This window comes from Knoellia sp. LjRoot47, assembly GCF_964253435.1.
In the GTDB taxonomy this organism is placed as follows: domain Bacteria; phylum Actinomycetota; class Actinomycetes; order Actinomycetales; family Dermatophilaceae; genus Knoellia.
Window position 1 is genome coordinate 1,773,726 of the sequence record NZ_CAXUQS020000001.1, and the last position, 23,361, is coordinate 1,797,086.

At 71.8% G+C, this 23,361-nt stretch carries 21 protein-coding genes, 1 tRNA gene and 1 riboswitch; of the genes, 12 read left to right on the forward strand and 10 right to left on the reverse strand.

All coding sequences use genetic code 11. The features are described 5' to 3' along the window. Window positions 1-41 precede the first annotated feature (41 nt). A complete protein-coding gene (locus ACSQ11_RS08740; RefSeq protein WP_436004749.1) occupies window positions 42-1,682 on the reverse strand; it encodes a DNA repair helicase XPB in 1,641 nt (546 codons plus the stop codon). Window positions 1,683-1,688: 6 nt separating this feature from the next. Continuing rightward, a complete protein-coding gene (locus ACSQ11_RS08745; RefSeq protein ID WP_436004750.1) occupies window positions 1,689-2,435 on the reverse strand; it encodes a hypothetical protein in 747 nt (248 codons plus the stop codon). A gap of 85 nt (window positions 2,436-2,520) precedes the next feature. On the opposite strand from ACSQ11_RS08745, the gene ACSQ11_RS08750 reads away from it, so the two are divergent. Further along, entirely contained in the window at window positions 2,521-3,462 is a 942-nt protein-coding gene (locus ACSQ11_RS08750; protein ID WP_436006735.1) for a hydroxymethylglutaryl-CoA lyase, read from the forward strand. Between the two features lie 55 nt (window positions 3,463-3,517). Here the strand turns inward: ACSQ11_RS08750 and ACSQ11_RS08755 are convergent, their stop codons facing one another. After that, complete coding sequence (locus ACSQ11_RS08755) at window positions 3,518-5,803, reverse strand: helicase-associated domain-containing protein (protein WP_436004751.1); 2,286 nt, start codon at window positions 5,801-5,803, stop codon at window positions 3,518-3,520. A 44-nt stretch (window positions 5,804-5,847) separates the two neighbouring features. Here ACSQ11_RS08755 and ACSQ11_RS08760 point away from each other — a divergent pair, with 44 nt between their 5' ends. Further along, window positions 5,848-6,768 (forward strand): aldose 1-epimerase family protein, encoded by a 921-nt coding sequence (locus tag ACSQ11_RS08760; RefSeq protein ID WP_436004752.1) that lies wholly within the window; start codon window positions 5,848-5,850, stop codon window positions 6,766-6,768. Here the strand turns inward: ACSQ11_RS08760 and ACSQ11_RS08765 are convergent. Further along, complete coding sequence (locus tag ACSQ11_RS08765) at window positions 6,755-8,020, reverse strand: MFS transporter (RefSeq protein WP_436004753.1); 1,266 nt, start codon at window positions 8,018-8,020, stop codon at window positions 6,755-6,757. The genes ACSQ11_RS08760 and ACSQ11_RS08765 overlap by 14 nt on opposite strands. Window positions 8,021-8,251: 231 nt before the next feature. On the opposite strand from ACSQ11_RS08765, the gene ACSQ11_RS08770 reads away from it, so the two are divergent. The 3 genes from ACSQ11_RS08770 to ACSQ11_RS08780 are packed head-to-tail and all read left to right on the forward strand — an operon-like array spanning window position 8,252 to window position 9,705. After that, entirely contained in the window at window positions 8,252-8,656 is a 405-nt protein-coding gene (locus ACSQ11_RS08770; protein ID WP_436004754.1) for a cold-shock protein, read from the forward strand. After that, the gene (locus ACSQ11_RS08775) at window positions 8,656-9,393 is read left to right on the forward strand and encodes a DUF3027 domain-containing protein (protein WP_436004755.1); all 738 of its coding nucleotides are present in this window, start codon (window positions 8,656-8,658) and stop codon (window positions 9,391-9,393) included. Before ACSQ11_RS08770 ends, ACSQ11_RS08775 begins: the two co-directional genes overlap by 1 nt. A 9-nt stretch (window positions 9,394-9,402) precedes the next feature. After that, the gene (locus tag ACSQ11_RS08780) at window positions 9,403-9,705 is read left to right on the forward strand and encodes a DUF2530 domain-containing protein (RefSeq protein ID WP_436004756.1); all 303 of its coding nucleotides are present in this window, start codon (window positions 9,403-9,405) and stop codon (window positions 9,703-9,705) included. 96 nt (window positions 9,706-9,801) lie between these two features. On the opposite strand, the gene ACSQ11_RS08785 is transcribed toward ACSQ11_RS08780, so the two are convergent. Further along, entirely contained in the window at window positions 9,802-11,283 is a 1,482-nt protein-coding gene (locus ACSQ11_RS08785) for an NCS2 family permease (RefSeq protein WP_436004757.1), read from the reverse strand. Window positions 11,284-11,401: 118 nt separating this feature from the next. Here ACSQ11_RS08785 and ACSQ11_RS08790 point away from each other — a divergent pair, with 118 nt between their 5' ends. Both ACSQ11_RS08790 and ACSQ11_RS08795 read left to right on the forward strand, forming a co-directional pair. Continuing rightward, window positions 11,402-11,857 carry a MarR family winged helix-turn-helix transcriptional regulator gene (locus tag ACSQ11_RS08790; protein ID WP_436004758.1) on the forward strand — a complete coding sequence of 152 codons (456 nt, stop codon included), beginning with the start codon at window positions 11,402-11,404 and terminating at the stop codon, window positions 11,855-11,857. Then, entirely contained in the window at window positions 11,854-13,152 is a 1,299-nt protein-coding gene (locus ACSQ11_RS08795; protein ID WP_436004759.1) for an MFS transporter, read from the forward strand. The genes ACSQ11_RS08790 and ACSQ11_RS08795 overlap by 4 nt, the downstream gene beginning before the upstream one ends. Window positions 13,153-13,389: 237 nt before the next feature. On the opposite strand, the gene ACSQ11_RS08800 is transcribed toward ACSQ11_RS08795, so the two are convergent. The 4 genes from ACSQ11_RS08800 to ACSQ11_RS08815 all read right to left on the reverse strand — a co-directional run bounded on the left by ACSQ11_RS08800 (window position 13,390) and on the right by ACSQ11_RS08815 (window position 18,241). Next, window positions 13,390-14,709, reverse strand: a complete 1,320-nt coding sequence (locus tag ACSQ11_RS08800) for a lytic murein transglycosylase (protein ID WP_436004760.1) — start codon at window positions 14,707-14,709, stop codon at window positions 13,390-13,392. 260 nt (window positions 14,710-14,969) lie between these two features. After that, window positions 14,970-16,094: a phosphoserine transaminase gene (serC, locus tag ACSQ11_RS08805; RefSeq protein ID WP_436004761.1), complete on the reverse strand. Its 1,125-nt coding sequence runs from the start codon at window positions 16,092-16,094 to the stop codon at window positions 14,970-14,972. A gap of 151 nt (window positions 16,095-16,245) precedes the next feature. Next, window positions 16,246-17,400: a citrate synthase 2 gene (locus tag ACSQ11_RS08810; protein ID WP_436004762.1), complete on the reverse strand. Its 1,155-nt coding sequence runs from the start codon at window positions 17,398-17,400 to the stop codon at window positions 16,246-16,248. 154 nt (window positions 17,401-17,554) lie between these two features. Continuing rightward, window positions 17,555-18,241 (reverse strand): hypothetical protein, encoded by a 687-nt coding sequence (locus ACSQ11_RS08815; RefSeq protein ID WP_436004763.1) that lies wholly within the window; start codon window positions 18,239-18,241, stop codon window positions 17,555-17,557. A gap of 30 nt (window positions 18,242-18,271) precedes the next feature. Here ACSQ11_RS08815 and ACSQ11_RS08820 point away from each other — a divergent pair, with 30 nt between their 5' ends. From ACSQ11_RS08820 to ACSQ11_RS08840, 5 genes are all read left to right on the forward strand, one after another. Beyond that, window positions 18,272-19,504, forward strand: coding sequence for an MFS transporter (locus tag ACSQ11_RS08820; protein ID WP_436004764.1), 1,233 nt, complete (start codon window positions 18,272-18,274; stop codon window positions 19,502-19,504). A gap of 16 nt (window positions 19,505-19,520) precedes the next feature. Continuing rightward, window positions 19,521-20,228, forward strand: coding sequence for a metal-dependent transcriptional regulator (locus tag ACSQ11_RS08825; protein WP_436004765.1), 708 nt, complete (start codon window positions 19,521-19,523; stop codon window positions 20,226-20,228). Window positions 20,229-20,406: 178 nt separating this feature from the next. Then, entirely contained in the window at window positions 20,407-21,243 is an 837-nt protein-coding gene (locus tag ACSQ11_RS08830) for a hypothetical protein (RefSeq protein ID WP_436004766.1), read from the forward strand. A gap of 232 nt (window positions 21,244-21,475) precedes the next feature. After that, a riboswitch (cyclic di-AMP (ydaO/yuaA leader) is annotated at window positions 21,476-21,626 on the forward strand. Between the two features lie 2 nt (window positions 21,627-21,628). Next, the gene (locus ACSQ11_RS08835; RefSeq protein WP_436004767.1) at window positions 21,629-22,435 is read left to right on the forward strand and encodes a C40 family peptidase; all 807 of its coding nucleotides are present in this window, start codon (window positions 21,629-21,631) and stop codon (window positions 22,433-22,435) included. A gap of 101 nt (window positions 22,436-22,536) precedes the next feature. Then, on the forward strand, window positions 22,537-23,124 hold the full coding sequence (locus tag ACSQ11_RS08840; RefSeq protein ID WP_436004768.1) for a DsbA family oxidoreductase: 588 nt from the start codon (window positions 22,537-22,539) through the stop codon (window positions 23,122-23,124). Between the two features lie 138 nt (window positions 23,125-23,262). On the opposite strand, the gene ACSQ11_RS08845 is transcribed toward ACSQ11_RS08840, so the two are convergent. Continuing rightward, a tRNA-Arg gene (locus ACSQ11_RS08845) sits at window positions 23,263-23,334 on the reverse strand. Window positions 23,335-23,361 lie beyond the last annotated feature (27 nt).

Genomic DNA, 23,361 nt, shown 5'->3' on the forward strand with positions numbered 1-23,361 from the left:
GTCTGGGTGCTCGTCTCGTCAACCGGTGATCGTCTCGAGGTCTAGTCGAGGTCGGTGGCGTCGATGATGCGGTAGGCGTAGCCCTGCTCGGCCAGGAAGCGCTGCCGGTGGGCGGCGAAGTCTGCGTCGACCGTGTCGCGGGCCACGACGGTGTAGAAGTGCGCGGTGCGGCCGTCACCCTTGGGGCGGAGCACCCGTCCGAGGCGCTGGGCCTCCTCCTGGCGCGAGCCGAACGTGCCCGACACCTGGATGGCCACGCTGGCCTCGGGGAGGTCGATGGAGAAGTTCGCGACCTTCGAGACGACGAGCAGGCTGATCTCACCGACGCGGAAGGCGTCGTAGAGGCGCTGCCGCTCCGTCACCGACGTCTCGCCGGTGATGACGTCGGCCCCGAGCCGGTGCGAGAGCTCGTCGAGCTGGTCGAGGTACTGGCCGATCACGAGCGTGGGCTCACCACGGTGGCGCGCGACGAGCTTCTCGACGACCGGGAGCTTGGAGTCCGAGCAGGAGGCGAGGCGGTAGCGGTCCTCGGGCTCCGCGACGGCATACGCCATCCGTTGTCCGTCCGGGAGCGTGACCCGGACCTCGACGCAGTCGGCGGGCGCGATGTAGCCCTGCGCCTCGATGTCCTTCCACGGCGCGTCGAACCGCTTGGGCCCGATGAGCGAGAAGACGTCGGACTCGAGGCCGTCCTCACGGACAAGGGTCGCGGTGAGCCCGAGCCGGCGCCGGGCCTGGAGGTCGGCCGTCATCCGGAAGATCGGCGCCGGGAGGAGGTGCACCTCGTCGTAGACCACGAGCCCCCAGTCGCGGGCGTCGAGCAGGTCGAGGTGCGTGTAGACGCCCTTGCGGCGCGTCGTGAGCACCTGGTAGGTCGCGATGGTGACCGGGCGGATCTCCTTGCGGGCGCCGGAGTACTCGCCGATCTCGTCCTCGGTGAGGCTCGTGCGCCGGAGCAGCTCGTCCTTCCACTGGCGCGCCGACACGGTGTTGGTCACGAGGATGAGCGTCGTCGCGGAGGCCTTGGCCATGGCACCGGCGCCGACGAGCGTCTTGCCTGCGCCGCAGGGGAGGACGACGACTCCCGAGCCGCCGTCCCAGAACCCGTCGACCGCCTGCTCCTGGTAGGGCCGCAGCGTCCAGCCCCCGCTCTGGTCGAGGCTGATGGCGTGCGCCTCGCCGTCGACGTAGCCCGCCTCGTCCTCGGCCGGCCACCCGACCTTGAGCAGCTCCTGCTTGAGGTGGCCGCGCTCGCTCGGGTGCACGACGACCGTGTCCTCGTCGAGGCGCTCCCCGATGAGTGGCTTGATCCGCTTGTGCCGCAACACCTCGGTGAGCACGGCCCGGTCGGTGGTGCGCAGGACGAGCCGCCCGTCGTCGTCCTTGGTGAGGGTGAGCCGGCCGTAGCGCGCCATCGTGTCGGCGACGTCGACGAGCAGCGCGTGCGGCACGGGGTAGCGGCTGTGCGTCACCAGGGCGTCGACGACCTGCTCGGCGTCGTGCCCGGCGGCCCGTGCGTTCCACAGGCCCAGGGGCGTGATCCGGTAGGTGTGGATGTGCTCGGGCGCCCGCTCGAGCTCGGCGAACGGTGCGATCGCCCGACGCGCCTCCGCCGACCTCGGGTGCTCGACCTCGAGGAGGAGCGTCTTGTCGCTCTGGACGATGAGTGCGCCGTCAGTCACGCGACCTCAGTACGAGTAGTCGGAGTCGTAGCTGCTGTTGCTGTCGAAGCCGCCGGCAGCACCCACCGCGATGAAGACGATGACGGCGATGATGACGAGAGCGACCGCGATGCCGAAGCCGATCCAGCCGAACTTCGTCAGGCGCCGCGCACCCACCGGATCGTCGTTGTTCTTGGTCAGGCCCATGATGCCGAGGACCAGGGAGGGGATGACGAAGATGTTGCAGCAGCTCACGAGGGCGAGTCCGGAGACGATGGTGAGGACCAGCGCGCTCGTGTTCTGCGGCGGCGGGGCGCCGTAAGCGGCCGGAGGGGCCTGCCACTGTCCGGGGGCCTGGTAGGGCGGGTAGCCGCCGGGCTGGGCCTGCGCACCGGTCGCGGCATACGGGTCGTATGCCGGCTGCTGCGGCAGGCCGTACGGGTCCGCCGGGGGCGGTGGCGGGGTCGCGGCATACGGGTTCGTCGGCTGGGCGCTCGACCCGAGGTACGGGTTGCTGTCGCCACGCGGCTGCACGGGGGGAGCGTCGTAGCCGGGGTACTGCGGGGCCGGTGGGACCGGGGGAACGGGCGCCTGCGGGGCCGCCTGGGTGTCGCCGCCCTGGGGGATGTGCTCGGTCGGCGCCGACTGCGGCTGCGGCGACTCGGGCACGGGAGGGGTCGGGTCCTGGGAGGAGGCATGGGGTGCCGTCCAGTCCGGGCTGGCCGTCGGATCCGAGTACTCCCCCTGCTGCGGGTCCTTGTCGTTCTCGCTCATGGCGACAAGGTATCCCGCCGGGCCCTCCACGCGTGCCCAGGTCCGGAGGACTCGCACGAGGTGCGTGTCAGGATGAGGCATGAGCATGCGCACTCCCCAGGTCGAGGCCGACCCGACGCTCCCGTCGGAGATCACGATCTACGAGGTCGGTGCGCGTGACGGCCTGCAGAACGAGAAGTCGGTCGTCCCCGCCGAGGTCAAGGCCGAGTTCATCCGGCGCATGGCGTCCGCGGGTCTCGCGACGATCGAGACGACGTCGTTCGTCAACCCGCAGTGGGTGCCGCAGCTCGCCGACGCCGCCGAGGTGCTCGAGCTGCTCGGCGACGAGGGTCTCGGGCCGAAGCGGCCGGTGCTCGTGCCCAACGAGCGAGGCCTCGACCGCGCCCTCGAGGCGGGGGTCGGCGCCGTCGCGATCTTCGGCAGCGCGACCGAGACCTTCGCCCGCAAGAACCTCAACCGCACCGTCGACGAGTCCATCGACATGTTCCGTCCCGTCGTCGAGCGCTCCCGGGAGGCCGGTCTCTGGGTCCGGGGCTACGTGTCGATGTGCTTCGGCGACCCGTGGGAGGGACCCGTCCCCGTGCAGCAGGTCGTCGACGTCGCCGAGCGCCTCATGGACCTCGGCTGCGACCAGCTCTCGCTCGGCGACACCATCGGCGTCGCCACCTCCGGCCACGTCGCCCATCTCCTCGATGCGCTGCAGGAGAGGGGGATCAGCCTCGACAGCACGGCCGTGCACTTCCACGACACCTACGGCCAGGCCCTGAGCAACACCCTCGTCGCACTCCGCCACGGCATCACCGTCGTCGACTCGTCCGCCGGTGGCCTCGGAGGCTGCCCCTACGCCGAGAGCGCCACCGGCAACCTCGCCACCGAGGACCTCGTCTGGGCGATGGAGGGAGCCGGGATCCGCACCGGCGTCGACCTGGAGAGCCTGCTGGCCACCAGCGCGTGGATGGCGCAGCAGCTCCGGCGTCCCTCACCCTCCGCCGTCGTCCGCGCCCTCACCCCCGCCGCCGACGACTGAGCGCCCGCGGGAACGGAGCGGAGCCGCAGGCGAAGCCGGCGACCGAAGAGACCGCTCAGTCGGCGACGACGCCGGTGATGCGGTGGACCGAGAGGGTGCGCGTGACGCCCTCGCTGGTGCCGGTGACGCGGCCACCGTCGAGGCGCTCGGGATAGAAGAGGAGCCGCTGGGTGCGGCCGACGCCGTCGGAGTAGCCCAGCCACACGGCACGGCTGTCGGCGATGGCCTCGCGGAGCACCGCCACCGAGGTCGTCGGGTCGTTGGCGGGGATCGGCGGCCCGGTGCGCCCACCGGGGGCGACAGCGGCCCGCGCCCGGGCCTCGGTCTCCGACGCGCGCAGCCCCGCGACGAGTGAGGTGATCTGGGCCTGGTCCATCGCCTGCACGAGGGCGGGATCGACCGAGCTGCGCCGCACGACACGTCGCACGGGCCGGGCCGGGACGGTGACGGTCCCGGCGGCCGACTCGGCGACGGGGGAGAAGCCCTCCTCGCGCAGCACCTCGAGGACGACGTCGGGCCGCACGGGTGAGGTGAGGACGGTCGGGGCGATCCGACGCAGCTGGAGGGCCGAGAGCGCGCGGTGGGCGAGCATGACGTCGAGACCTGCCTCGTCCTCGCTGCGGATCACCGCGCTGACGCCGCGGACCCGCACGGTGCCGTGGCGGCGGGCGGCGTCGCGCACGAGGTACTCGAGGGGCTGCGGCACAGGGGTGCTGCTCGCGTCGCGCAGGCCCGCGAGGATGTCGTCGCCGGTCCACCCCGTGTCGAGGCAGCGCCGGATCGAGTCCTCGCTGAACCGGTGCACCGTGGCGCCACCGCGAGACTCGACGTCCGCGACCATGCGCAGGAAGGCCGCGAGCGAGCCGGTGACCGGCCCGGGAGCGATAGCGGTGAGGTCGGCCTGGAGCAGCACGGCCTCGACCGGCGCAGGCAGGTGCGGGTGGATGGACTCGGCCACGCCGGTGAGATCGCCGTCCGACGCGAGCAGCGCGCGCCCGGCCCCGCTGAGCGCTCCGTGCCCGGTGACGCCGAGCCACGCGCCCTCGGCGAGCACCGCCTCGACGACGCTCTCGAGGGTTCGGGGGACGCGTCGGGGCCGTCGCCAGCGCACTGCGGCGGCGAGGTCGGTGGGCGTGGGAGCCACACCCGACGGCGCACCGGCGAGCAGGTCGAGGACGGCGCGGCGCAGCGACCGGATCGGTGGCCACTGCACGTCGGCCCCGAGGGCGTTGACCACCGAGGAGGCGTCCGTGCGCGAACCCACCCGGTGCGGCGCCCGCGTCGTCGACAGCCACGCCTGCGCGAGCCGGGCCCACCGCTCGCCGCCGGGCTCGGTCTGCCACGCGTCGTACTCCGCGGTCGGCACCCAGTGCGGGTCCACTTCCCCGTCGTCGGCGACGAGGTCGGCGATGAGGGCGAGCTCGACGAGGTATGCCGTGTGCTCCGGTGCCGTGTCGAGGCGCGTCGCCGCGGCTTTGAGGTCGCGGACCGCGAGGCCACCGGTGCGCAGGACGCGCGGCGGCGTCTGCGACCACGCGTCGAGGAGCTCGTCGAGGAGGGCCAGGACCTCGGAGGCGGCGGCGCCGGCGGCGGCGTCGACCGCGTCGACCTTGCGCTCGGGTCCGGTGACGGCCGGGGGCTCGAGCTGGACCTCACGGTGGACCCGGCCCTCACGCAGGGTCATCGCGACCTCCCGGGGGAGCGCGATCTGGTCGGCGGCGACCGCCCTCACGAGACCCTGGGTGAGCAGCCAGCGTGGGCCGTCGTCGGAGGGCCCACGGCGTCCGGGGGCGTCCTCGGCGGCCACGATGCCCACCGCCGGGCCCCAAGTGAGGCGGTCGAGGACGGCGCGAGCCCGCGGGGGTGCCTGTGCGACCGCCGCACGGATCGTCGTCTCGTCGGGGGCGTCGCCCCCGGGCAGGTCGTCGCCGCTCGGTCCGAGCCCGGCGAGGGCCTCGCCGAGGACGTCCTTGGCGGTCCGGGTCACGACGGTTCCCTCCGGGGCGCGCCACACGAGGGCGAGGCGCCACAGGTCGTCGAGCAGGCGTGTGGCGCTCGCGGCGTCGATGCCGCCGAGCAGCCGGGCGAGCTCGGCGGGCGTGACGCTGTCGCCGGCCACGGCTGCGGCCTCGAGCGCCTGGATGTGCGCGAGGTCGAGCCCGTCGACCGCGCGCAGGGTGCTGGCGCGGGTCGAGCTGCGTGACGCCAGCGCCGTGAGGTCGCTGGGTGCCGGGCGGGCGAGGTCCGGCCTCGCTGCGAGCAGCGCGGTCAGCTCCGCGTCGGAGCGTCCCCGGATGTCGTCGGCCAGGGAGCGGCTCGGGGCAGGGGAGGCAGGCGGCACTGCACCACCGTAGTCCCGGTGGGTCACGCGTAGATTCGGCTTCCATGAGCGCATCGACGCCGTCACCCACCGGCGAGCAGTGGCACCTGTCCGCCGGCTCCGACGAGCTGGTCGTGGTTGAGGTCGGCGGCGGTCTGCGCAGCTGGACGCGTGACGGGGTCGACGTGCTCGCGGGCTACGCCGCCGACGCCCCGTGCACCAGCGGCCGCGGCCAGCAGCTCATCCCGTGGCCGAACCGGATCCGCGACGGGCTCTACTCCCACGACGGCGTCGAGCACCAGCTGCCCCTCACCGAGGTCGAGCACGGCAACGCCAGCCACGGACTCGTCCGCTGGGCGCCGTGGCGCCTCGTCGAGCGCACCGAGTCCTCGCTGACCGTCGGGCACCGGCTCTTCCCCCAGCCGGGCTGGGACTGGCACCTCGAGTCGACGACGACGTATGCCGTGGGTCCCGCCGGCCTCACCGTCACCGTCCGCGTCGCGAACGTGGGGCAGGGCACGGCCCCGTTCGGCTACGGCGCCCACCCCTACGTCGCCATCGGGGACGCACCCGTCGAGGACGTCGAGGTGACCATCCCGGGTGACACGTGGGTCGAGGTCGACGAGCGGCTCATCCCCACGGCGAAGCACCCGGTCGACGGCTCGCCGTTCGACTTCCGGGCAGCGAAGGCGATCGGCACGGGGCGTCTCGACACGGCATACACGGGTCTCGAGATCGTGGACGGGCACTGGACCGTCACGGTGACCACGCCGGGTCGCGGGGCCGTCGACGTGTGGGCCGACGCGAAGGCGCTGCCCTGGGCGCAGGTGTTCTCGGGCAAGGCCGAGGCCGACCAGAGCGGCGAGCACGGCATCGCCGTCGAGCCGATGACGTGCCCGCCCGACGCCTTCCGATCCGGAGACTCGCTGCTCGAGCTCGGCCCGGGCGAGACGTGGACCGGCTCGTGGGGGATCAGCCCGCGCTGAGGCCGTTCTCGGTCGGGGTGAGTCGCCGCTCGAGGCGGACGATGGCGCCCGCCATGACGACGAGCCCCCCGATCATGGTGATGATGAAGACCGCGGACAGGTCGTGCTGGAGCAGGAATCCCGAGACGATCGGTCCGAGGATCGCGCCACCCTGGAAGGCGCCGGCGTTGACCGCGTTGGCCCGGCCACGGACGTGGTCGTCGGCCATGTCGTTGGTGATCGCCGGGATCGCGATCTGCATGAAGATCTCGCCGAGCCCGAAGACGCCCATGAAGGCGACGACCGCGACGGCCGCGAGCACCGACGGCACGAGGCCGGCGGCCGACAGGACGAGCCAGGACACGACCCACAGCGCCACCATGACGAGGAGTCCGCGGGTGCGGCGGCGACCGGTGACGGCCTTGAGCACGGTGAACTGGAGCGCCACGATGACGAGCGTGTTGATGGCGAACGCGAAGCCGATGACCTGCGTCGAGACGCCACCCACTTGGCGCGAGAACGCCGGGAAGCCGGACTCGATCTGGCCGTAGCCGATGAAGGTGCACAAGAACGTGATGAACGTCAGCCAGAGCACGGGCGGGCGCCGCAGCAGGTCGAGGTAGCCCACCGTCGGGGTGTCCGCGGAGCGCTCGGCGCGGCCCGAGACGTGGCGCAGCGGACCGAGCAGCAGCCCGATGGGCACGAGCATGCTCACCGCGTCGGCGAGGAAGATCAGCGTGAACGTCATCGGCTCACGCACGTCGACGAAGAGGCCGCCGATGACGCCACCGAGGCCGATGCCGAGGTTGACGAGGGCGAAGTTGACGCCGAAGTACTGCTGGCGCAGCGGCCCCGACACCACCGACGCGATGAGGGCGTTGAAGGCCGGCCACGAGACGCCGAAGTTGAAGCCGAGCAGCACGAAGCCCAGGACGAACGCCGGCACCGAGGTGGCGAACGCCAGGACGGCGCAGCCGAGCAGCTGGGCGGTCGTGCCGGCGAGCAGCATGCGGCGGGCGCCGATGCGGTCGGTGAGCGAGCCGCCGGGACCGGTGACACAGAGGGCGACGACGGCGATGAGGGCGAGCAGCGTGCCGGCCGTGCCGAGCGAGATGCCGCGGACCTCGTGGATGTAGATCACGGTGAACGGCAGCGTGAGCCCGCGCCCGAGGGTCTGGATGGCGACGGTCGAGAGCAGCCAGCGGCCCGGTGTCGGCAGGTCGGCCCAGAACTGTCGCAGGCTCACCTTGGGTCGCTCGGTCTCGGTGCTCACCGGGGAACTCTCCCAGCCCGGACCGACACCGCCCAAGCGACTTCTTGCGAGTTCGCAGAGTTGCGAGCGCAGCGAGCCACTCTGCGAACTCGCAAGAAGTCGCAAGGGGCAGGGAGGAGGAGCGAGAAAGGTGTGCGCGCGGCATCAGTGCTGGCAGATACGCTGTGCGAGTTAGCCCGGAGGTGCGACGACCGCACTCCGGACCACCCACAGCAGTGACAGAGGTGCCCCGTGCCGACTGGCAAGGTGAAGTTCTACGACTCCGACAAGGGGTTCGGTTTCGTCTCGACTGACGACCCCACCGAGGGCGGCGACGTCTTCGTGCCCTCGAGCGCCCTGCCCGAGGGCGTGACGTCCCTCAAGAACGGCGCCCGGGTCGAATTCGGCATCGTCGAGGGACGGCGCGGCGCGCAGGCCCTCTCGCTCCGCCTCCTCGAGCCCGCCGCGAGCGTCACCGCCAACCGCAAGGTGCGCGACCGCAAGCCCGCCGAGGAGATGGAGGTCATCGTCGAGGACCTCATCACGCTGCTCGACTCGGTGCAGAGCTCGCTGCGTCGCGGCCACTACCCGGACAAGGGCCACGGCAGCAAGGTCGCCCAGGTGCTCCGGGCCGTCGCCGACGACCTCGACGTCTGATGCCGGCCGTCAAGCCCGATCCCACCCTCAAGGGTGCGCTGGACCTCGCCCGCGAGGCCGCCGAGTCGATCGCCGAGGCCGGCACCGTCGGCGAACACCTCGGCATGGAGATGGTGCAGGACCGCGTCGCCACGCACTACTTCGCGTGCACCGCGAAGGCCTACCCCGGCTGGCGCTGGGCGATCACCGTCGCGCGCGTCCCGCGCTCGAAGGTCGTCACGGTCTCGGAGACCAACCTCGTCCCGGGTGACGGTGCGCTGTTGTCACCCGAGTGGCTCCCGTATGCCGACCGCCTGGCTCCCGGGGACATCGGTCCCGGAGACGTCACGCCCAAGATCGACGACGACCCGCTGCTCGAGGCCGGCTTCGAGGCCACGGGTGACGAGGACGTCGACCAGGTCGCGCTGCACGAGCTCGGCCTCGGCCGTCCGCGAGTGCTCTCCGCCGAGGGCCGCGAGGCCGCGGCCCAGCGCTGGTACGACGGCGACCACGGCCCGAACGCCCCGGTCGCCCAGAAGGCGCCGGCTCCGTGCTCGTCGTGCGGGTTCTTCATCCCGATGGCAGGTGCCCTGCGGTCTTTTTTCGGCGTGTGCGCCAACGCCTGGTCGCCCTCCGACGGTTCCGTCGTGAGTCTTGACCACGGCTGCGGCGCCCACTCCGAGGTCGACATGGACGCCCCCGAGCCCGAGGTCATCGCCCCACCGGTGCTCGACGACACCCAGCTCGAGCGGGTCTGAGCAGGCGCCGTGAGCGAGTCCGAGACGGGCAGCGAGCCGCGCGTGGACGGCATACCGGCTGGTGACGTGCCCGAGGGCGTGACGAGCAGCGAGGTCGAGGTCCTGCGCGCGATGCAGGTTCCGACCCAGCGGATCATCGCCATCGGGCTCGTCCTGTGGGCCGTCGCGCTCGTCGTCACGCTCGTCGTCCCCGCCCTGCACGAGGGGGACCGCTCGTGGTGGCCGTGGGGCTGCGTCGCCGGGTTCGTGCTCGGCGCGATCGGCTTCGCCTACGTCCGGCGCGGCCGCGGCAACGCCCACGACGCCGGCTGAGAGCCCGTCTCAGGGCTGCGACTTATTGCGACTTTGCAGAGCCACTCGCTGCGCTCGCAGCTCTGCAAAGTCGCAATAAGTCGGGGTGGGGCTGCGTCAGACGCCGAGGGCGGTCTTGATCGGGTCGATCGCGAAGTAGAGGACGAAGAGTCCGGCGACGAGCCACATGAGCGGGTGGATCGAGGCGGCCTTGCCCCGCACGACCTTGATGAGGACGTAGGCGACGAAGCCGGCGCCGATGCCCGCGGTGATCGAGTACGTGAACGGCATGAGCACGATGGTGAGGAACGCCGGGATGGCGATCTCGACGTCGTCCCAGTCGATCTCCTTGACCTGCTGCATCATGAGGAAGCCGACGAGGACGAGCGCCGGGACGGCCGCCTCGGACGGGACGACCTTGATGAGCGGTGCGAAGACCATCGACAGCAGGAAGAGCAGTCCCGTGACGACCGACGCCAGGCCGGTGCGCGCGCCCTCTCCGACACCCGAGGCCGACTCGATGTAGCTCGTGTTGGACGAGACGCCCGCGGCGCCACCGGCGGCGGCGGCGAGCGAGTCGACGACGAGGATGCGGTCGGTGTGCGGCGGCAGGCCGTCCTCGTCGAGGAGGTCGGCCTCGTGGCCGATGGCCGTCATCGTGCCCATGGTGTCGAAGAAGTCGGCGAGCATGAGCGTGAAGATGAGCAGCGCGGCCGAGACGATGCCGACCGACTGGAAGGAGCCGAGCAGCGAGAACTGGCCGACGGTCGAGAACGACGGGGTGTCGATGATGTCGTCCGGCAGCGTCGGGACGATGAGGCCCCAGCCGGTGGGGTTGACCTTGTCGCCCATGACCATCGGGCCGATCTTGGCGATGGCCTCGATGACGATGGCGAGCACCGTCGTCGCGGCGATGGCGATGAGGATGGCGCCACGGACCTTGCGGACCCAGAGCACGACGATGAGGACGAGGCCGGCGACGAAGACGAACGTCGGCCAGCCGCCGAGGAACCCGTCGACACCGAGCTGGACGGGCACCGTGCCCGAGGCCGTGCGGCGCACGAACCCGGCGTCGACGAACCCGATGAGCGCGATGAACAGGCCGATGCCGACCGAGATCGCGACCTTGAGCTGCTTGGGCACGGCGTGGAAGACCGCCTGGCGGAACCCGGTGAGCACAAGAACGAGGATGATGAGGCCCTCGAGGACGACGAGGCCCATGGCATCGGCCCACGTCATCTGCGACGCGACGGCGAATGCGACGAAGGCGTTGAGCCCGAGTCCGGTGGCGAGCGCGAGCGGGAAGTTCGCGACGACACCCATGAGGATCGTGAGCAGGCCGGCGACGAGCGCGGTGCCCGCGGCGATCGCTGGGAGGTTGGAGCCGTCGCCGGCGCCACCTCCGAGGAAGTCGCCGTTGACGTCCTTGGCGAACCCGAGGATGAGCGGGTTGAGCACGACGATGTAGGCCATCGTGAAGAACGTGACGACCCCGCCTCGCACCTCCCGGCCGATCGACGAGCCGCGCTCGGTGATCTTGAAGTAGCGGTCGATCGAGGTGGACCCGGTGCGCGGGTCGGCTGAGGTGGCAGTCGGCATGGCGGAACCATAGCGAGGGAGGGGGCGAGGCGGCATACGGCGTCCGCGCCAGCCGCTGCACGTCCAATGGCCGGACTCCCGGAAATACTTAGCAGACGTAATGAGTTAGGCTAAGTACATGACTGCTGACACCTCGCCCACGTATGCCGCCCTGCGGCCGTCCGCGGTGTCCGCCCTCGCCGGTGAGCTCCGGCTGGCCTGCATGCGCATCTCGCGCCGGGTCCGCTACGAGAGCACTGACCTCATCGCCCCGCACCACTTCTCGGTGATGTGCCGGCTCGAGGAGTCGCCGCGCACGCCCGGCGAGCTCGCCGAGATCGAGAAGGTCAGTGCGCCGAGCATGACCCGAACCGTCGCCGGTCTCGTCGAGCTCGGCTACGTCGAGCGGACCCCGGACCCCACCGACAAGCGACAGGTCATCGTCGCGCTCACCGCCGACGCCCGGAAGGTCCTCAAGGAGACCCGCCGACGCCGCGACCAGTGGATGTCGGTCCGCGTCGGGCACCTCGACCCCGAGGAGCAGGCGATCCTTCTGCGCGCCTCCGAGATCCTCACCAAGGTGGCCAACGAGTGAGCCCCACCTTCACCTCGTTCACCGAGCGCAACTACCGCATCTTCTATGCCGGGTCCTTCGTCTCCAACGTCGGCACCTGGATGGGCCGCGTGGCCCAGGACTGGCTCGTCCTCACCGAGCTCACCGACCACTCGAGCCAGGCGCTCGGCATCGTCACCGGCCTGCAGTTCCTGCCGTTCCTCGTCCTCGCCCCGTGGGCCGGCGCGATCGCCGACCGGTTCCCGCGGCGCCAGATCCTCCTCGTCACCCAGGGTCTGCTGCTCGTGACGAGCCTCCTGCTCGCCGGCCTCGTCCTGCTCGACGTCGCCGCGCTGTGGCAGGTCTACGCGATCGCCCTCCTCCAGGGCGTCATCACCGCCATCGACAACCCGGCCCGCCAGTCGTTCGTCTCCGAGATGGTCCCGCGCGACAAGCTCGCCAACGCGGTGGCGCTCAACAGCGCGTCGTTCAACGCCGGGCGGCTCATCGGCCCCGGCGTCGCGGGCCTCATGATCGCGGGCTACGGCACCGGCTGGACCCTCCTCGTCAACGTCGGCACGTTCGTCTTCGTGCTCGTCGCGCTCGCGCTGCTGCGCACGAGCGAGCTCATCCCGGCACCGCTCACCCGCGGCAAGGGCGCGATCCGCGAGGGCCTGCACTACGTCCGCAACCGACCCGACATCCAGGTCGTCATGCTGCTCGTGTTCGTGCTCGGCACCTTCGGCATGAACTTCCAGGTGACGACGGCCCTCATGGCCACCCAGGAGTTCGGCAAGGGCCCGACGGAGTACGGCATCCTCGGCTCGATCATGGCCATCGGCTCGCTCACCGCAGCGCTGCTCAGCGCGCGACGGGGGGAGCCGCGGCTGCGGGTCCTGCTCCTGTCGATGGCCGGCTTCACACTCGCGACCACGGCAGCGTCGCTGGCCCCGACCTACGAGCTGTTCGCGCTGGCCCTGGTCCCGACCGGGCTCAGCGCGCTCACTGCCCTCACCACGGCCAACGCCATGGTCCAGCTGCGCACCGACCCCCTCGTACGCGGCCGGGTCATGGCCCTCTACATGGCGATCTTCATGGGCGGCACGCCCATCGGCGCGCCGATCATCGGCTGGATCGGCGAGGTGTGGGGCGCGCGCTGGACCATCGCCATCGGACCGATCGCCATCGGCATCACGCTGGTCTGCGTCATGTGGTGGATTGCCCGGCAGCAGAATGTCCGCGTGAGCTACGAGTCGCAGCGCTCCCCGCGCATCACCATCGAGACCGTGCCGGTGCGCGACACCGTCACCGAGCCCGCGCCCGAGGCCGCGCGATGACCCCGGCCTTCCGTCGGCGGATGACGCTCGGCGTCCTCGCGGTCCTCGTCGTCGTGGCCGTCGTGTATGCCGTCCTCACCTGAGGCGCCGCAGCTCACCTGACGCCGCCGCGCACCTCGCGCCGGCCAGGCGCCCCGTACTCCGCGCCCCGCGCCCCGCGCACCGATCTGGCCCGACACCCCACCTGCTGGTGTCGGGCCAGACCCGATCGGGGCGCCGTCGCGCCCGACGCACGGGTTACGGGACGAGGACGACGTCCTTGTAGGGCAGGACGACGGGGATGGTGACCAGACCGACCTTGACCGAGACGGTCACGGTGTTCTTGACGGTGTCGACCTTCGCGACCTTGGTGCTCACGCCGAGGTACTGCCCGGCCGTGATCTTCACCGTGTCACCCACGGAGAAGGGGTCGGGGTCGACCGCCACCGTGGTCGAGGGGAGCGGCGTCGCCGTCACCTTGGGCAGGGGCACCGGGACCGCCGGCTTGGGTAGTGGCGCCGGCTTGGGGGCGGGGGCGGGGACTGCCGCGGTCGGCTTGGGAGCGGGCTGCGCCGGGCCGGAGGACGGCTTCGGTGCAGGTGCCGGGGCGCCCGGCTTGCTGCTCGGGGCCGTCGACGGGCGTGCGGTGGCGCCGGGCGAGGCGCTCGCCCCGGGGCCGGGCTGGGAGCCGGCGGGGGGAAGATAGGGCGAGCGCCCGGCATACCCGGGCGGCAGGGCCGTCGCAGGGACGACGGAGTGCCCGGCCCGGTAGGAGGCGGCGATGCTCGTCACCTTGGTGACGTAGTCCATCGAGTAGTTGTAGCGCAGCACGGCGCGGGTGAGGTCGCTCGGTTGGGTGAGGTCGCCCGAGCCGGAGCAGAGGTAGACGCCGGCAGCGGTCGCCGCGTCGGACATGTTCTGCGGGTCGCGCCGGCCGTCGCCGTTGCCGTCGGCCCCGACGGACTTCCACGTACCGGGGATGAACTGCATCGGCCCGACCGCGCGGTCGTAGACGACGTCGCGGTCGTAGCGACCGCCGTCGGTGTCGGTGATGCGGGCGACGCCGCTGCCGGTGAGCGGGATGCCGAAGATGCCGGGGACGGCGGTGCCGGCGGCGTCGAGCAGGTTGCGGCCCCACCGGCCGTGGTCGCTCTCGACCTTGCCGATGCCGGCGAGCAGGGCCCAGTCGATCTTGCAGCCGGGGTCGGCCTCGGCGAGGAGCCGCTCGGCCGCCTGGTAGGCCGCGAGCGCCTGGGCGGGGATGCCGCTGGCGACGCTCGACATGCCCCAGGTCTGGGGCTCGAGCGGCAGGGACTCGGGCGGGATCGACGAGTTGCCTGCGGGGAGGGCGAGCGGCGGGAGCGCGGGCAGGGCGGGGAGGGTGCTCACGCCACCGGCCTGCTGGACGGCGACGGGCGGGACGACGAGGCGGGGGCGCTCCTGCCTCTGCGGTTCGGTGGCGGCGACGGCGGCGACGCCGGTCGTGGTCACGGCGATCGCGACGACCGCTCCGGCGATGCGTCGGCCGGTCGTCGTCCGCAGTGCGTCCAGCGCGACCCGAGGTGTGGCCAGGGCCATGTCCGCTCTCCTTGATGTCACGTCGTCGTGAGCTGTGCTGCCGCAAGGTTACCCGGAAGAAACTGCGGGGAGGACCTTGCGGGTGAGGCACTCCACATCCTTCGACAGCACCGTGCGTCGCACCTGTCCCATACGACCCCGCGGCGGTGGGCGTGGACCGGACCCGGACAAGGAGAACGGCGCCGGGGCAAGGGAGGCAGACCCTTGCTCCGGCGCCGTTGTCCGGGGAACCCGTCAAGGGGTCCCTCCCCGCGGCAGCCTCAGAGGGCCGCGACGACGTGCTCGATGGAGGCGATGAGCTTGCTGACGTCCTCGGGCTCGACGGCCGGGAAGGTCGCGACGCGCAGCTGGTTGCGGCCGAGCTTGCGGTAGGGCTCGGTGTCGACGACGCCGTGCGCACGCAGCGTCTTCGCGATGACCGAGGCGTCGACGGCGTCGTCGAAGTCGATGGTCGCGACGACCTGGCTGCGGGCGGCGGGGTCGGCGACGTACGGCGAGGCGTAGTCGACCGACTCGGCCCACGCGTAGAGCCGGTCGGACGAGTCCTTGGTCCGGGCGGTGGCCCAGTCGAGGCCACCCTGCTGGTTGAGCCAGCGGACCTGCTCGTCGAGGAGCGCGAGCGTGCCGACGGCCGGGGTGTTGTAGGTCTGGTCCTTGCGGCTGTTGTCGATCGCCGTCGGGAGGCTGAAGAAGTCGGGCACCCAGCGGCCGGTCCCGGCGATCTCGTCGACGCGGGCGAGTGCGGCGGGGGAGAAGAGTGCGAGCCACAGGCCACCGTCGGCGGCGAAGCACTTCTGCGGGCCGAAGTAGTAGACGTCGGTCTCGGCGACGTCGACGGGCAGGCCGCCGGCACCGGAGGTGGCGTCGATGAGGACCAGAGCGTCGTCGGCGGCGCCCTCGACACGGCGCACGTCGGTCATGACGCCCGTGCTCGTCTCGTTGTGCGCCCACGCGTAGACGTCGATGCCGTCCTCGGCGACCGCCGTCGGGCGCGTGCCCGGGTCGCTCTTGATGATCGAGGACTCGCCGAGGAAGGGCGCGTTCGAGGTCACGGCGCCGAACTTGCTCGAGAACTCACCGAACGCGAGGTGCTGGGCGCGCTCACGGACGAGCCCGAAGGCGGCGATGTCCCAGAACGCCGTCGCCCCACCGTTGCCGAGCACGACCTCGTAGCCCTCGGGGAGCGAGAAGAGGTCGGACAGGCCGGAGCGCACCGACTTCACGAGGTTCTTGACCGGAGCCTGGCGGTGGGAGGTGCCCAGCACGGTCGTGCCGAGGGAGGCGAGGAACTCGACCTGCTCGGGGCGGACCTTCGAGGGGCCCGAGCCGAAGCGGCCGTCGGCGGGAAGGAGGTCTGAGGGGATGGTGATGGCTGCGTCAGTCACCCGGCCATCCTCCCGCAGCCGTCCCGGGCCCTCGGTGTGAGTTCACCCACCGGACTCCTGCCCGCGGACCGAGACGGTCCACGCACACGGAACGGCACGGCATACGGAAGAAGGACTCCGTATGCCGTGCCGTCGCGTCGTGCGGTGGGGCTCAGCTCTCGCGCCAGCCGGCGACCGACTCGATGCCGCGGGTGCTCTCGCCGATGTAGCGCGAGCTCGGGCGGATGAGGCGCCCGGTCTGCTTCTGCTCGAGGATGTGCGCGGCCCAGCCGGCGGTGCGCGCCGAGACGAACAGCGGCGTCATCATGTTGCCGGGGACCTCGGCGAAGTCGAGCAGCACGGCCGCCCAGTAGTCGACGTTGGTCTCCATCTTGCGCTCGGGGTGACGCTCGGCGAGCGCGGCGATGGCGGCCTTCTCGAGCTCGAGCGCCACCTCGTAGCGCGGGGCGCCGAGCCGCTTGCAGGTGTCGCGCAGGACGGCGGCGCGCGGGTCGTAGGCCCGGTAGACGCGGTGCCCGAAGCCCATGAGGCGCTCGCCGCGGTCGAGGACACCCTTGACGTATGCCGTCGCGTCACCCGTGCGCTCGACACCCTCGATCATGTGCTGGGCGCGCGAGGGGGCGCCACCGTGCAGCGGCCCCGAGAGGGCGCCGATGGCACCGGACATGCAGGCCGCGACGTCGGCGCCGGTGGAGGCGATGACCCTGGCCGTGAAGGTCGAGGCGTTCATGCCGTGCTCGGCGGCGGAGATGAAGTAGGCGTCGATGGCCTCGACGTGGGCCGGGTCGGGCTCGCCGCGCCAGCGGATCATGAAGCGCTCGACGATCGTCTTGCCCTCGTCGACGCGACTCTGCGGCACCATCGGCTTGTCCTGCCCGTGGGCGGACTGCGCGATGAACGACAGGGCCATGACGGAGGCTCGGGCGAGGTTGTCGCGGGCCTCGGCGGCGTCGATGTCGAGGAGCGGCTTGAAGCCCCAGACCGGCGCGAGCTGCGCCAGGGCCGACTGGACGTCGACCCGGATGTCGCCGGTGTGGACGGGCAGCGGGAACGGCTCGGCCGGCGGAAGTCCCGGGTCGAACTCGTTGTCCACGAGGAGCCCCCACACCTGGCCGAAGCTCACGCGCCCGACGAGGTCCTTGATGTCGACGCCGCGGTAGCGCAGCGCGCCACCCTCCTTGTCGGGCTCCGCGATCGTGGACTCGAAGGCGATGACGCCCTCCAGTCCCGGCCGGAAGTCGGGGTCGGGGGCGGCCGTCGCGGCCGTGCCTGCGGCGGTGGTGTCGGTCTCGGACTGCGCTGTCACAAGTTCCCTCGTCTCGGGGGTCTTCCGGTGTCGGGCAGCACTCATTGTGCATGCCGAACCCCGGTGCGGGTGGATCAATCTGTGGGTGGTCAGTGGCTGGTCAGGAGGTGGCCGGGGGAGTGGCCCCAGGCGATCGGGTGCGGGTCAGGGCGGGTCAGGTGGTGGGCGGGTCGATGGCGATCCACGTCTGGTCGGCCCGGGCGAGCAGCCGGCCGTCGGCGGTGAACAGGGCCGACCCGGCGTGGCGCTTGCGCCCGTCGTCGCCGCGCGACCACGACAGGACGATGTGCTCCTCACCGAGCGCCGGGGGCGTGAAGACCTGCGCGGTCATGGTTCCGAGGACCATGAGCGTCGTCGGGAACCCGGCCGCCTTGCCACCCGGACAGTCGAGCGCGGCCCAGACCTCGGGAGGCGAGTCGTCCCGGGGAGTCCAGGTCGCGGCATACGTGCTGGTGCCCTCGACCCGGCCGGAGCGCATCCGCAGGCCGGTCGGGTGGGCGGGTCCGCAGCCGTAACAGGTGGGGAAGGGGTGCTCGTCCGCCGTGAGCGCGTGGGCCTCGGCGGCGTGGGCCCGCTCGAGCGTCACCGGGTCGGGCAGTGGGCCGTCGGGGGTCGGCGCGGCCGTGGCGGTGGCGACGACGTCGTCGCCGTCCCGCAGGGTGGTCGTCTCGCCGACGTCGAGGGTGAGCTCGCGGTCCAGCGGCGGGGGGAGGCGCAGCCGCACCGAGACCGCGGGGGCGTCCTGCGTCACCGGGGTGGAGCTCGCCACGAGCCCGCTCACCCAGCCTCCGTTGCCCGACGTCGGGGGGCCGTTGTATCGACCCGGGATCACCACGTGCACGGGGACAACCTACGTGTCAGGGTGGCGAGCGTGCCTGCCGCCGAGGAGTTCTCGCTGCGCAGCATCGCCCTGCCGGCGTTCGGGCCCACGGCGGTGTGGTCGGTCGGCATCGGCGCGGCCCTGCCGGTCGTCGCCCTGAGCGCCCGCAACCTCGGCGCCAGCGTGGCGGTGGCCGCGGCGTTCGTCCTTATCGAGGGGATGGCGGCGTTCGTGTCGTCGCTGCCGGCCGGCTCGCTCGTCGCCCGGATCGGGGAGCGGCGGGCCCTCGTCGGCGCCGCCGTCGTGGACGCGCTGGGCGCCCTGCTCGCCGTCGTCGCCCAGAACCTCTGGACGCTCGGGATCGCCATCGGGCTCATGGGGACGACGGGCTCGGTCTTCCTCCTCGCGCGCCAGTCCTGGCTCACGGCGCGGGCGCCGGTGCGGCTCCGGGCTCGCGCGATGTCGACGATGGGCGGCGTGCAGCGCATCGGCCTCTTTGTCGGGCCCTTCGTCTCGGCCCCCATCATCGCCGTGTGGGGAACCCAGGCCGCGTATGCCGTCGCGGTCGTCGCGGGCCTGCTCGCCGCGGTGTGGGCGTGGTTCGGGCTGCGCGTCCCGGCCGGGGTCGACGACGCCGAGGGGCAGGGCTCTGACGGTGCGCCGACGCAGGAGCGGGTCGGCCTGCGGGACGTCGTCCGCAGCCATCGCCGCGTTCTCACGACCATCGGTCTCGGCGTGCTCGTCATCGGCGCCGCGCGCCAGGGCCGTTTCGTCATCGTGCCGCTGTGGGCCGAGTCGGTGGGGATCACCGACAGCCAGACCGCGCTGATCTTCGGCATCGCCGGGGGAGCGGAAGTGCTGCTGTTCTATCCGGCCGGCTCGGTGATGGACCGCTTCGGGAGGGTCTGGGTGGCCGTCCCGTTCCTGCTCGTGCTCGGCGTCGGGATGGTGCTGCTACCGCTGACGCACGGGTTCGCCGCGGTCGCCGCGGTGTCGACGGTCATGGGGGTCGGCAACGGGCTCGGCTCGGGCATCGTCCAGACCCTCGGCGCCGATGCGGCGCCCGTCGCGGGACGGGCGCAGTTCCTCTCCGCCTGGCGCTTCCTCTCGCTCATCGGCCAGAACGGCGCGCCCCTCCTCGTGAGCGGGGTGACGCTGCTCGCCGGGCTCGGTCCGGCATGCGTCGTCCTCGGGGTGCTCGTGCTGGGAGGTGCGCCGTGGCTCGCACGGTGGCTCCCGGCATACGACCCCCGTCGTGGGAGCGTCCCGGCCCGGGTGAGGTGAATGAGAGAATGAGCAGGTGACCGACCTCATCGACACCACGGAGATGTACCTCCGCACCGTCTTCGAGCTCGAGGAGGAGGGCATCACTCCTCTGCGGGCCCGCATCGCCGAGCGCCTCGGCCACTCCGGTCCGACCGTGTCGCAGACCGTGGCCCGGATGGAGCGCGACGGGCTGCTCGCCGTCGCGGGGGACCGCCACATCGAGCTCTCCGAGGAGGGCCGCCGCCTCGCGACGCGGGTCATGCGCAAGCACCGCATCGCCGAGCGCCTCCTCGTCGACGTCATCGGCCTCGAGTGGGAGTACGTCCACGACGAGGCCTGCCGGTGGGAGCACGTCATGTCCGACCGCGTCGAACGCAAGATCCTCGCGCTCCTCGCCGACCACGCCGAGTCGCCCTACGGCAACCCGATCCCAGGGCTCGAGGAGTTCGGCGAGGCGCTCGCGGAGGACTTCCGCACGGGCCTGTCGACCCTCGCCGAGGTCGCCGACACCGAGCCGGTCACGGTGACGGTGCGCCGCATCGGCGAGCCCGCGCAGGTCGACCACGAGGCCCTCGGCCTCATCACCGCCGCCGGCCTGCTCCCGGGCCAGCTCGCCGTCGTCCGTCGTGACGGCACCCGCGTCGTCGCCGCGCTCCAAGGTGCCGACGAGGCGACCGGTGTCTCGCTGCCCGACGACATCGCGAAGCACGTGTTCGTCGCACGTGCGGCACGTCACACCTGAGCCACTGCGGGCACGCTGAGGCGGCGTCTGGGGCGTGCTGGGCCACGCACGTGATGACGCACCGGGCCGTCACCGGCCCGGGTGCGACCCTGATCGACTGGCCGTTACCGGAATGTGACTTCACGTCCGGTCGCGGCTACGGTGGAAGAATCCCTGATCCACCGAGAGGTTCTCTTTCGTGCTTTCCCCTGACACGCGCGCCGGTCGACGCCGCGCGCAGACGACTCGTCGTCTGCCCGACCTGACCGCAGCGTTCTCCTCCCTGTCCCGCCCGACCCTCGTCAAGGGTCTCGTCGGTCTCGGCCTCGCCACGAGCGTCGCCGCAGCCGTCGCGATCCCCGTGCAGGCCTCACCCGGCCAGATCGAGCTCGGCTCCCAGACCAACGCCCTCGTGGCCCGCGACCGTGCACAGGCCGCGCAGGACACGACGTCGCGCAGCACCGCGCGCACGTCCGTCGCCGGTGGCCGCGTCGCGATGAAGGCCCCGGCCGCCGCCCAGAGCGCGGCCGTGTCGGCCGGCCCGGCCGGTGTGACCGCGGTGGCCAAGCCGAAGCCCACCCCGACACCGACCAAGACGCCCGAGAAGAAGACCGAGAGCTCGTCGGAGGAGTCGTCCTCGAGCTCGTCGGAGTCCTCGTCCTCGTCGTCGACCAAGGTCAGCGGCAGTGGTGTCTCGATGGCCTTCTACGACTGGTGCCAGGGCAAGAGCCTGGGCTCCAACGCCTCCAAGGTGTGCTCCGCGGTGCGCTCCAACTTCGGCATCGAGAACATCGGCGGGTTCCGCGCCGGCGCCGGGGACCACGGCTCCGGCAAGGCCGTCGACGTCATGGTCACCGGTTCGCGCGGCGACGCCGTGGCGCAGTGGGCGATCAACAACATGAGCGCCTACAACATCACCTACGTCATCTGGAAGCAGCGGATCTGGCTCGCCGGTGCGTCGAGCTGGCGCGCGATGGAGGACCGTGGCTCGGTCACGGCCAACCACTACGACCACGTGCACATCTCGGTCGAGTGACGTCGACGAGCGTCTGACGACGGGCGGGTGGGGCCGATGCGGCCCCACCCGCCCTCGTCGTCCTGCCGTGTCGGAGAGGCTCCGTATGCCGTCCGTGCAGGCCTCGGAAGTTCCTCGGACAACCCGCCGTGACCCAAATGTGACTTTGCCGAAAGGGTCCGGTACGGTGGCTTCGGCTCTTCCTCCCCTGGGTCGAGCTGTCACGACGGACTGCTGAGTCCTGCCACCGTCACTGACTGCAACGCAAACCGCTTGGCAGGAGCGGGGGACCCACTTCCGGGTCGACCTCCGGGTCGTCCCTTGGGGTTAAGCCAGTTCCGACTGGCCGGGCAGAACTTCTCGTCCGAACCCGACAGCTCACCCCGTAGGCATCGAGAGGTTCACCGTGGCTCACTCCACCCATGGGCGTCACCGCGCGCCCGGGCGACACAACCCCGTCGTCGAACTGTCCACGATCGCGTCGCGCGCAGGCGTGACCGGCGCCAAGGCATCCGCGGTTCTCGCAGCCTCCGGTGGCCTCGTCGCGGCGTTCGCGCTCCCGGCCTCCGCCGCGCCCGAGAAGACCGTCAAGGACGTCACGACCGCCGCGCCGGCTGCTCCCGCCGCTGCCCCGGCCGCGCCCGCGATCTCCGCCCCGGCCGCCTCCCCGACCGTCAGGGGTGCCGCTGTCGGCGCCGTCGGCGTCACGGGTGTCAAGGTCGTCGCCAAGCCCAAGCCGAAGCCGAAGCCGAAGCCCAAGCCGGTCGTCAAGGAGGAGACCCGTGAGGGTGCTCTCGTGGCCGCCAGCGAGCGCTCCTCGGACGACAAGGCCAGCCGCAGCACCTCCCGCGAGTCGATCTCGACCAGCTCGGTCAAGCAGTCCTCGAGCCAGATCGTCAACATCGCGCGGACGCTCCTCGGCATCGCCTACGTCTACGGCGGCGACGACCCCTCGGGCTTCGACTGCTCGGGCTTCACCCAGTACGTCTACCGCAAGGCCGGCATCTCCATCCCGCGTACCGCGTCCGCCCAGCAGCGTGAGGGCACCCGCGTGAGCAGCCCGCAGCCCGGCGACCTCGTCTTCTACGGCAGCCCCGCTTGGCACGTCGGCATCTTCACCGGTGGCGACATGATGATCGACTCGCCCCGCACCGGGAAGTCGACCAGCGAGCGCAACATGTTCGGCACGCCGACCGAGTTCCGCCGCTACTGAGCGACTCCGGCTGACACCTGATCGAGCGCCCCTGACCCGTACGGGTCAGGGGCGCTCGTCGTCCCGTCGGGTCCGGGTGCCGGGTGTGCTTGGGTGGAGGGATGGCTGAGCTCGTGCTGGAACTCTGGGGTGACGTGATGGACCCGTGGTCCCACGTCGCCAAGCGGCGCGTGGAGGCAGCGGTGGTGGCGTCGTCGAGACCTGCTGACATCGTCCTGGTCCACCACGTCCTCGCGAACCCGGCCGTGTCGGTCTCGGAGCTCGAGGAGGCCGCCGTGGCGGGTCGGCCCGACGGCATCGACGTCACGCTCTCCGAGGTCCCGGCCACCGACCCGACCGACGCGCACCGTCTCGTGGAGCTGGCCCACGCCCTTGGCGGGCCCGCCCTGCAGGGGGCGATGCTCGAACGCCTGCACGTCGCGGTGTTCACCGAGCAGCTCGACATCGGCGACCCGATGGTGCTGCAGCGACTCGCCGCCGAGGCGGGCCTCGACGAGCGTCGGGTCGCGGCGGTGCTGGCGTCCTCGGACCATGCCGCCGACCTCGAGTCCGACGCCTCCGCCGCACGCGACCTCGGCATCGAGAGGTCGCCGCACCTCGTCGTCGACCACCGGCTGGGTCTGGGTGGCCCGGCCGGCATCGAGGACTACCTCGCACTCATCGAGCAGGCACTGGCCGAGCAGCCCTAGGACCCCGCAGGGCGATGCAGCCCATGGAGTACGTCGACCAGGTGCCTGTCGAGGGGCGCAGCCACTCCTGCAGGCCGGCGAACCAGCGCTCCACGCCGTACCCTCGCCGCACGGGCTGGCGACGGCTGCGTCGACTTGTGCCCTCGGCAGGATTCGAACCTGCGACACCTTCTTTAGGAGAGAAGTGCTCTTCCCCTGAGCTACGAGGGCGGGGAGGCCTGATGGCCGCCGACAAGA

Coding starts and splice junctions, on each gene's coding strand:
- ACSQ11_RS08745 (WP_436004750.1), bottom strand. CDS start 2,435: ATGAGCGAGAACGACAAGGACCCGCAGCAGGGGGAGTACTCGGATCCG.
- ACSQ11_RS08750 (WP_436006735.1), top strand. CDS start 2,521: ATGCGCACTCCCCAGGTCGAGGCCGACCCGACGCTCCCGTCGGAGATC.
- ACSQ11_RS08760 (WP_436004752.1), top strand. CDS start 5,848: ATGAGCGCATCGACGCCGTCACCCACCGGCGAGCAGTGGCACCTGTCC.
- ACSQ11_RS08775 (WP_436004755.1), top strand. CDS start 8,656: ATGCCGGCCGTCAAGCCCGATCCCACCCTCAAGGGTGCGCTGGACCTC.
- ACSQ11_RS08785 (WP_436004757.1), bottom strand. CDS start 11,283: ATGCCGACTGCCACCTCAGCCGACCCGCGCACCGGGTCCACCTCGATC.
- ACSQ11_RS08790 (WP_436004758.1), top strand. CDS start 11,402: ATGACTGCTGACACCTCGCCCACGTATGCCGCCCTGCGGCCGTCCGCG.
- ACSQ11_RS08800 (WP_436004760.1), bottom strand. CDS start 14,709: ATGGCCCTGGCCACACCTCGGGTCGCGCTGGACGCACTGCGGACGACG.
- ACSQ11_RS08840 (WP_436004768.1), top strand. CDS start 22,537: ATGGCTGAGCTCGTGCTGGAACTCTGGGGTGACGTGATGGACCCGTGG.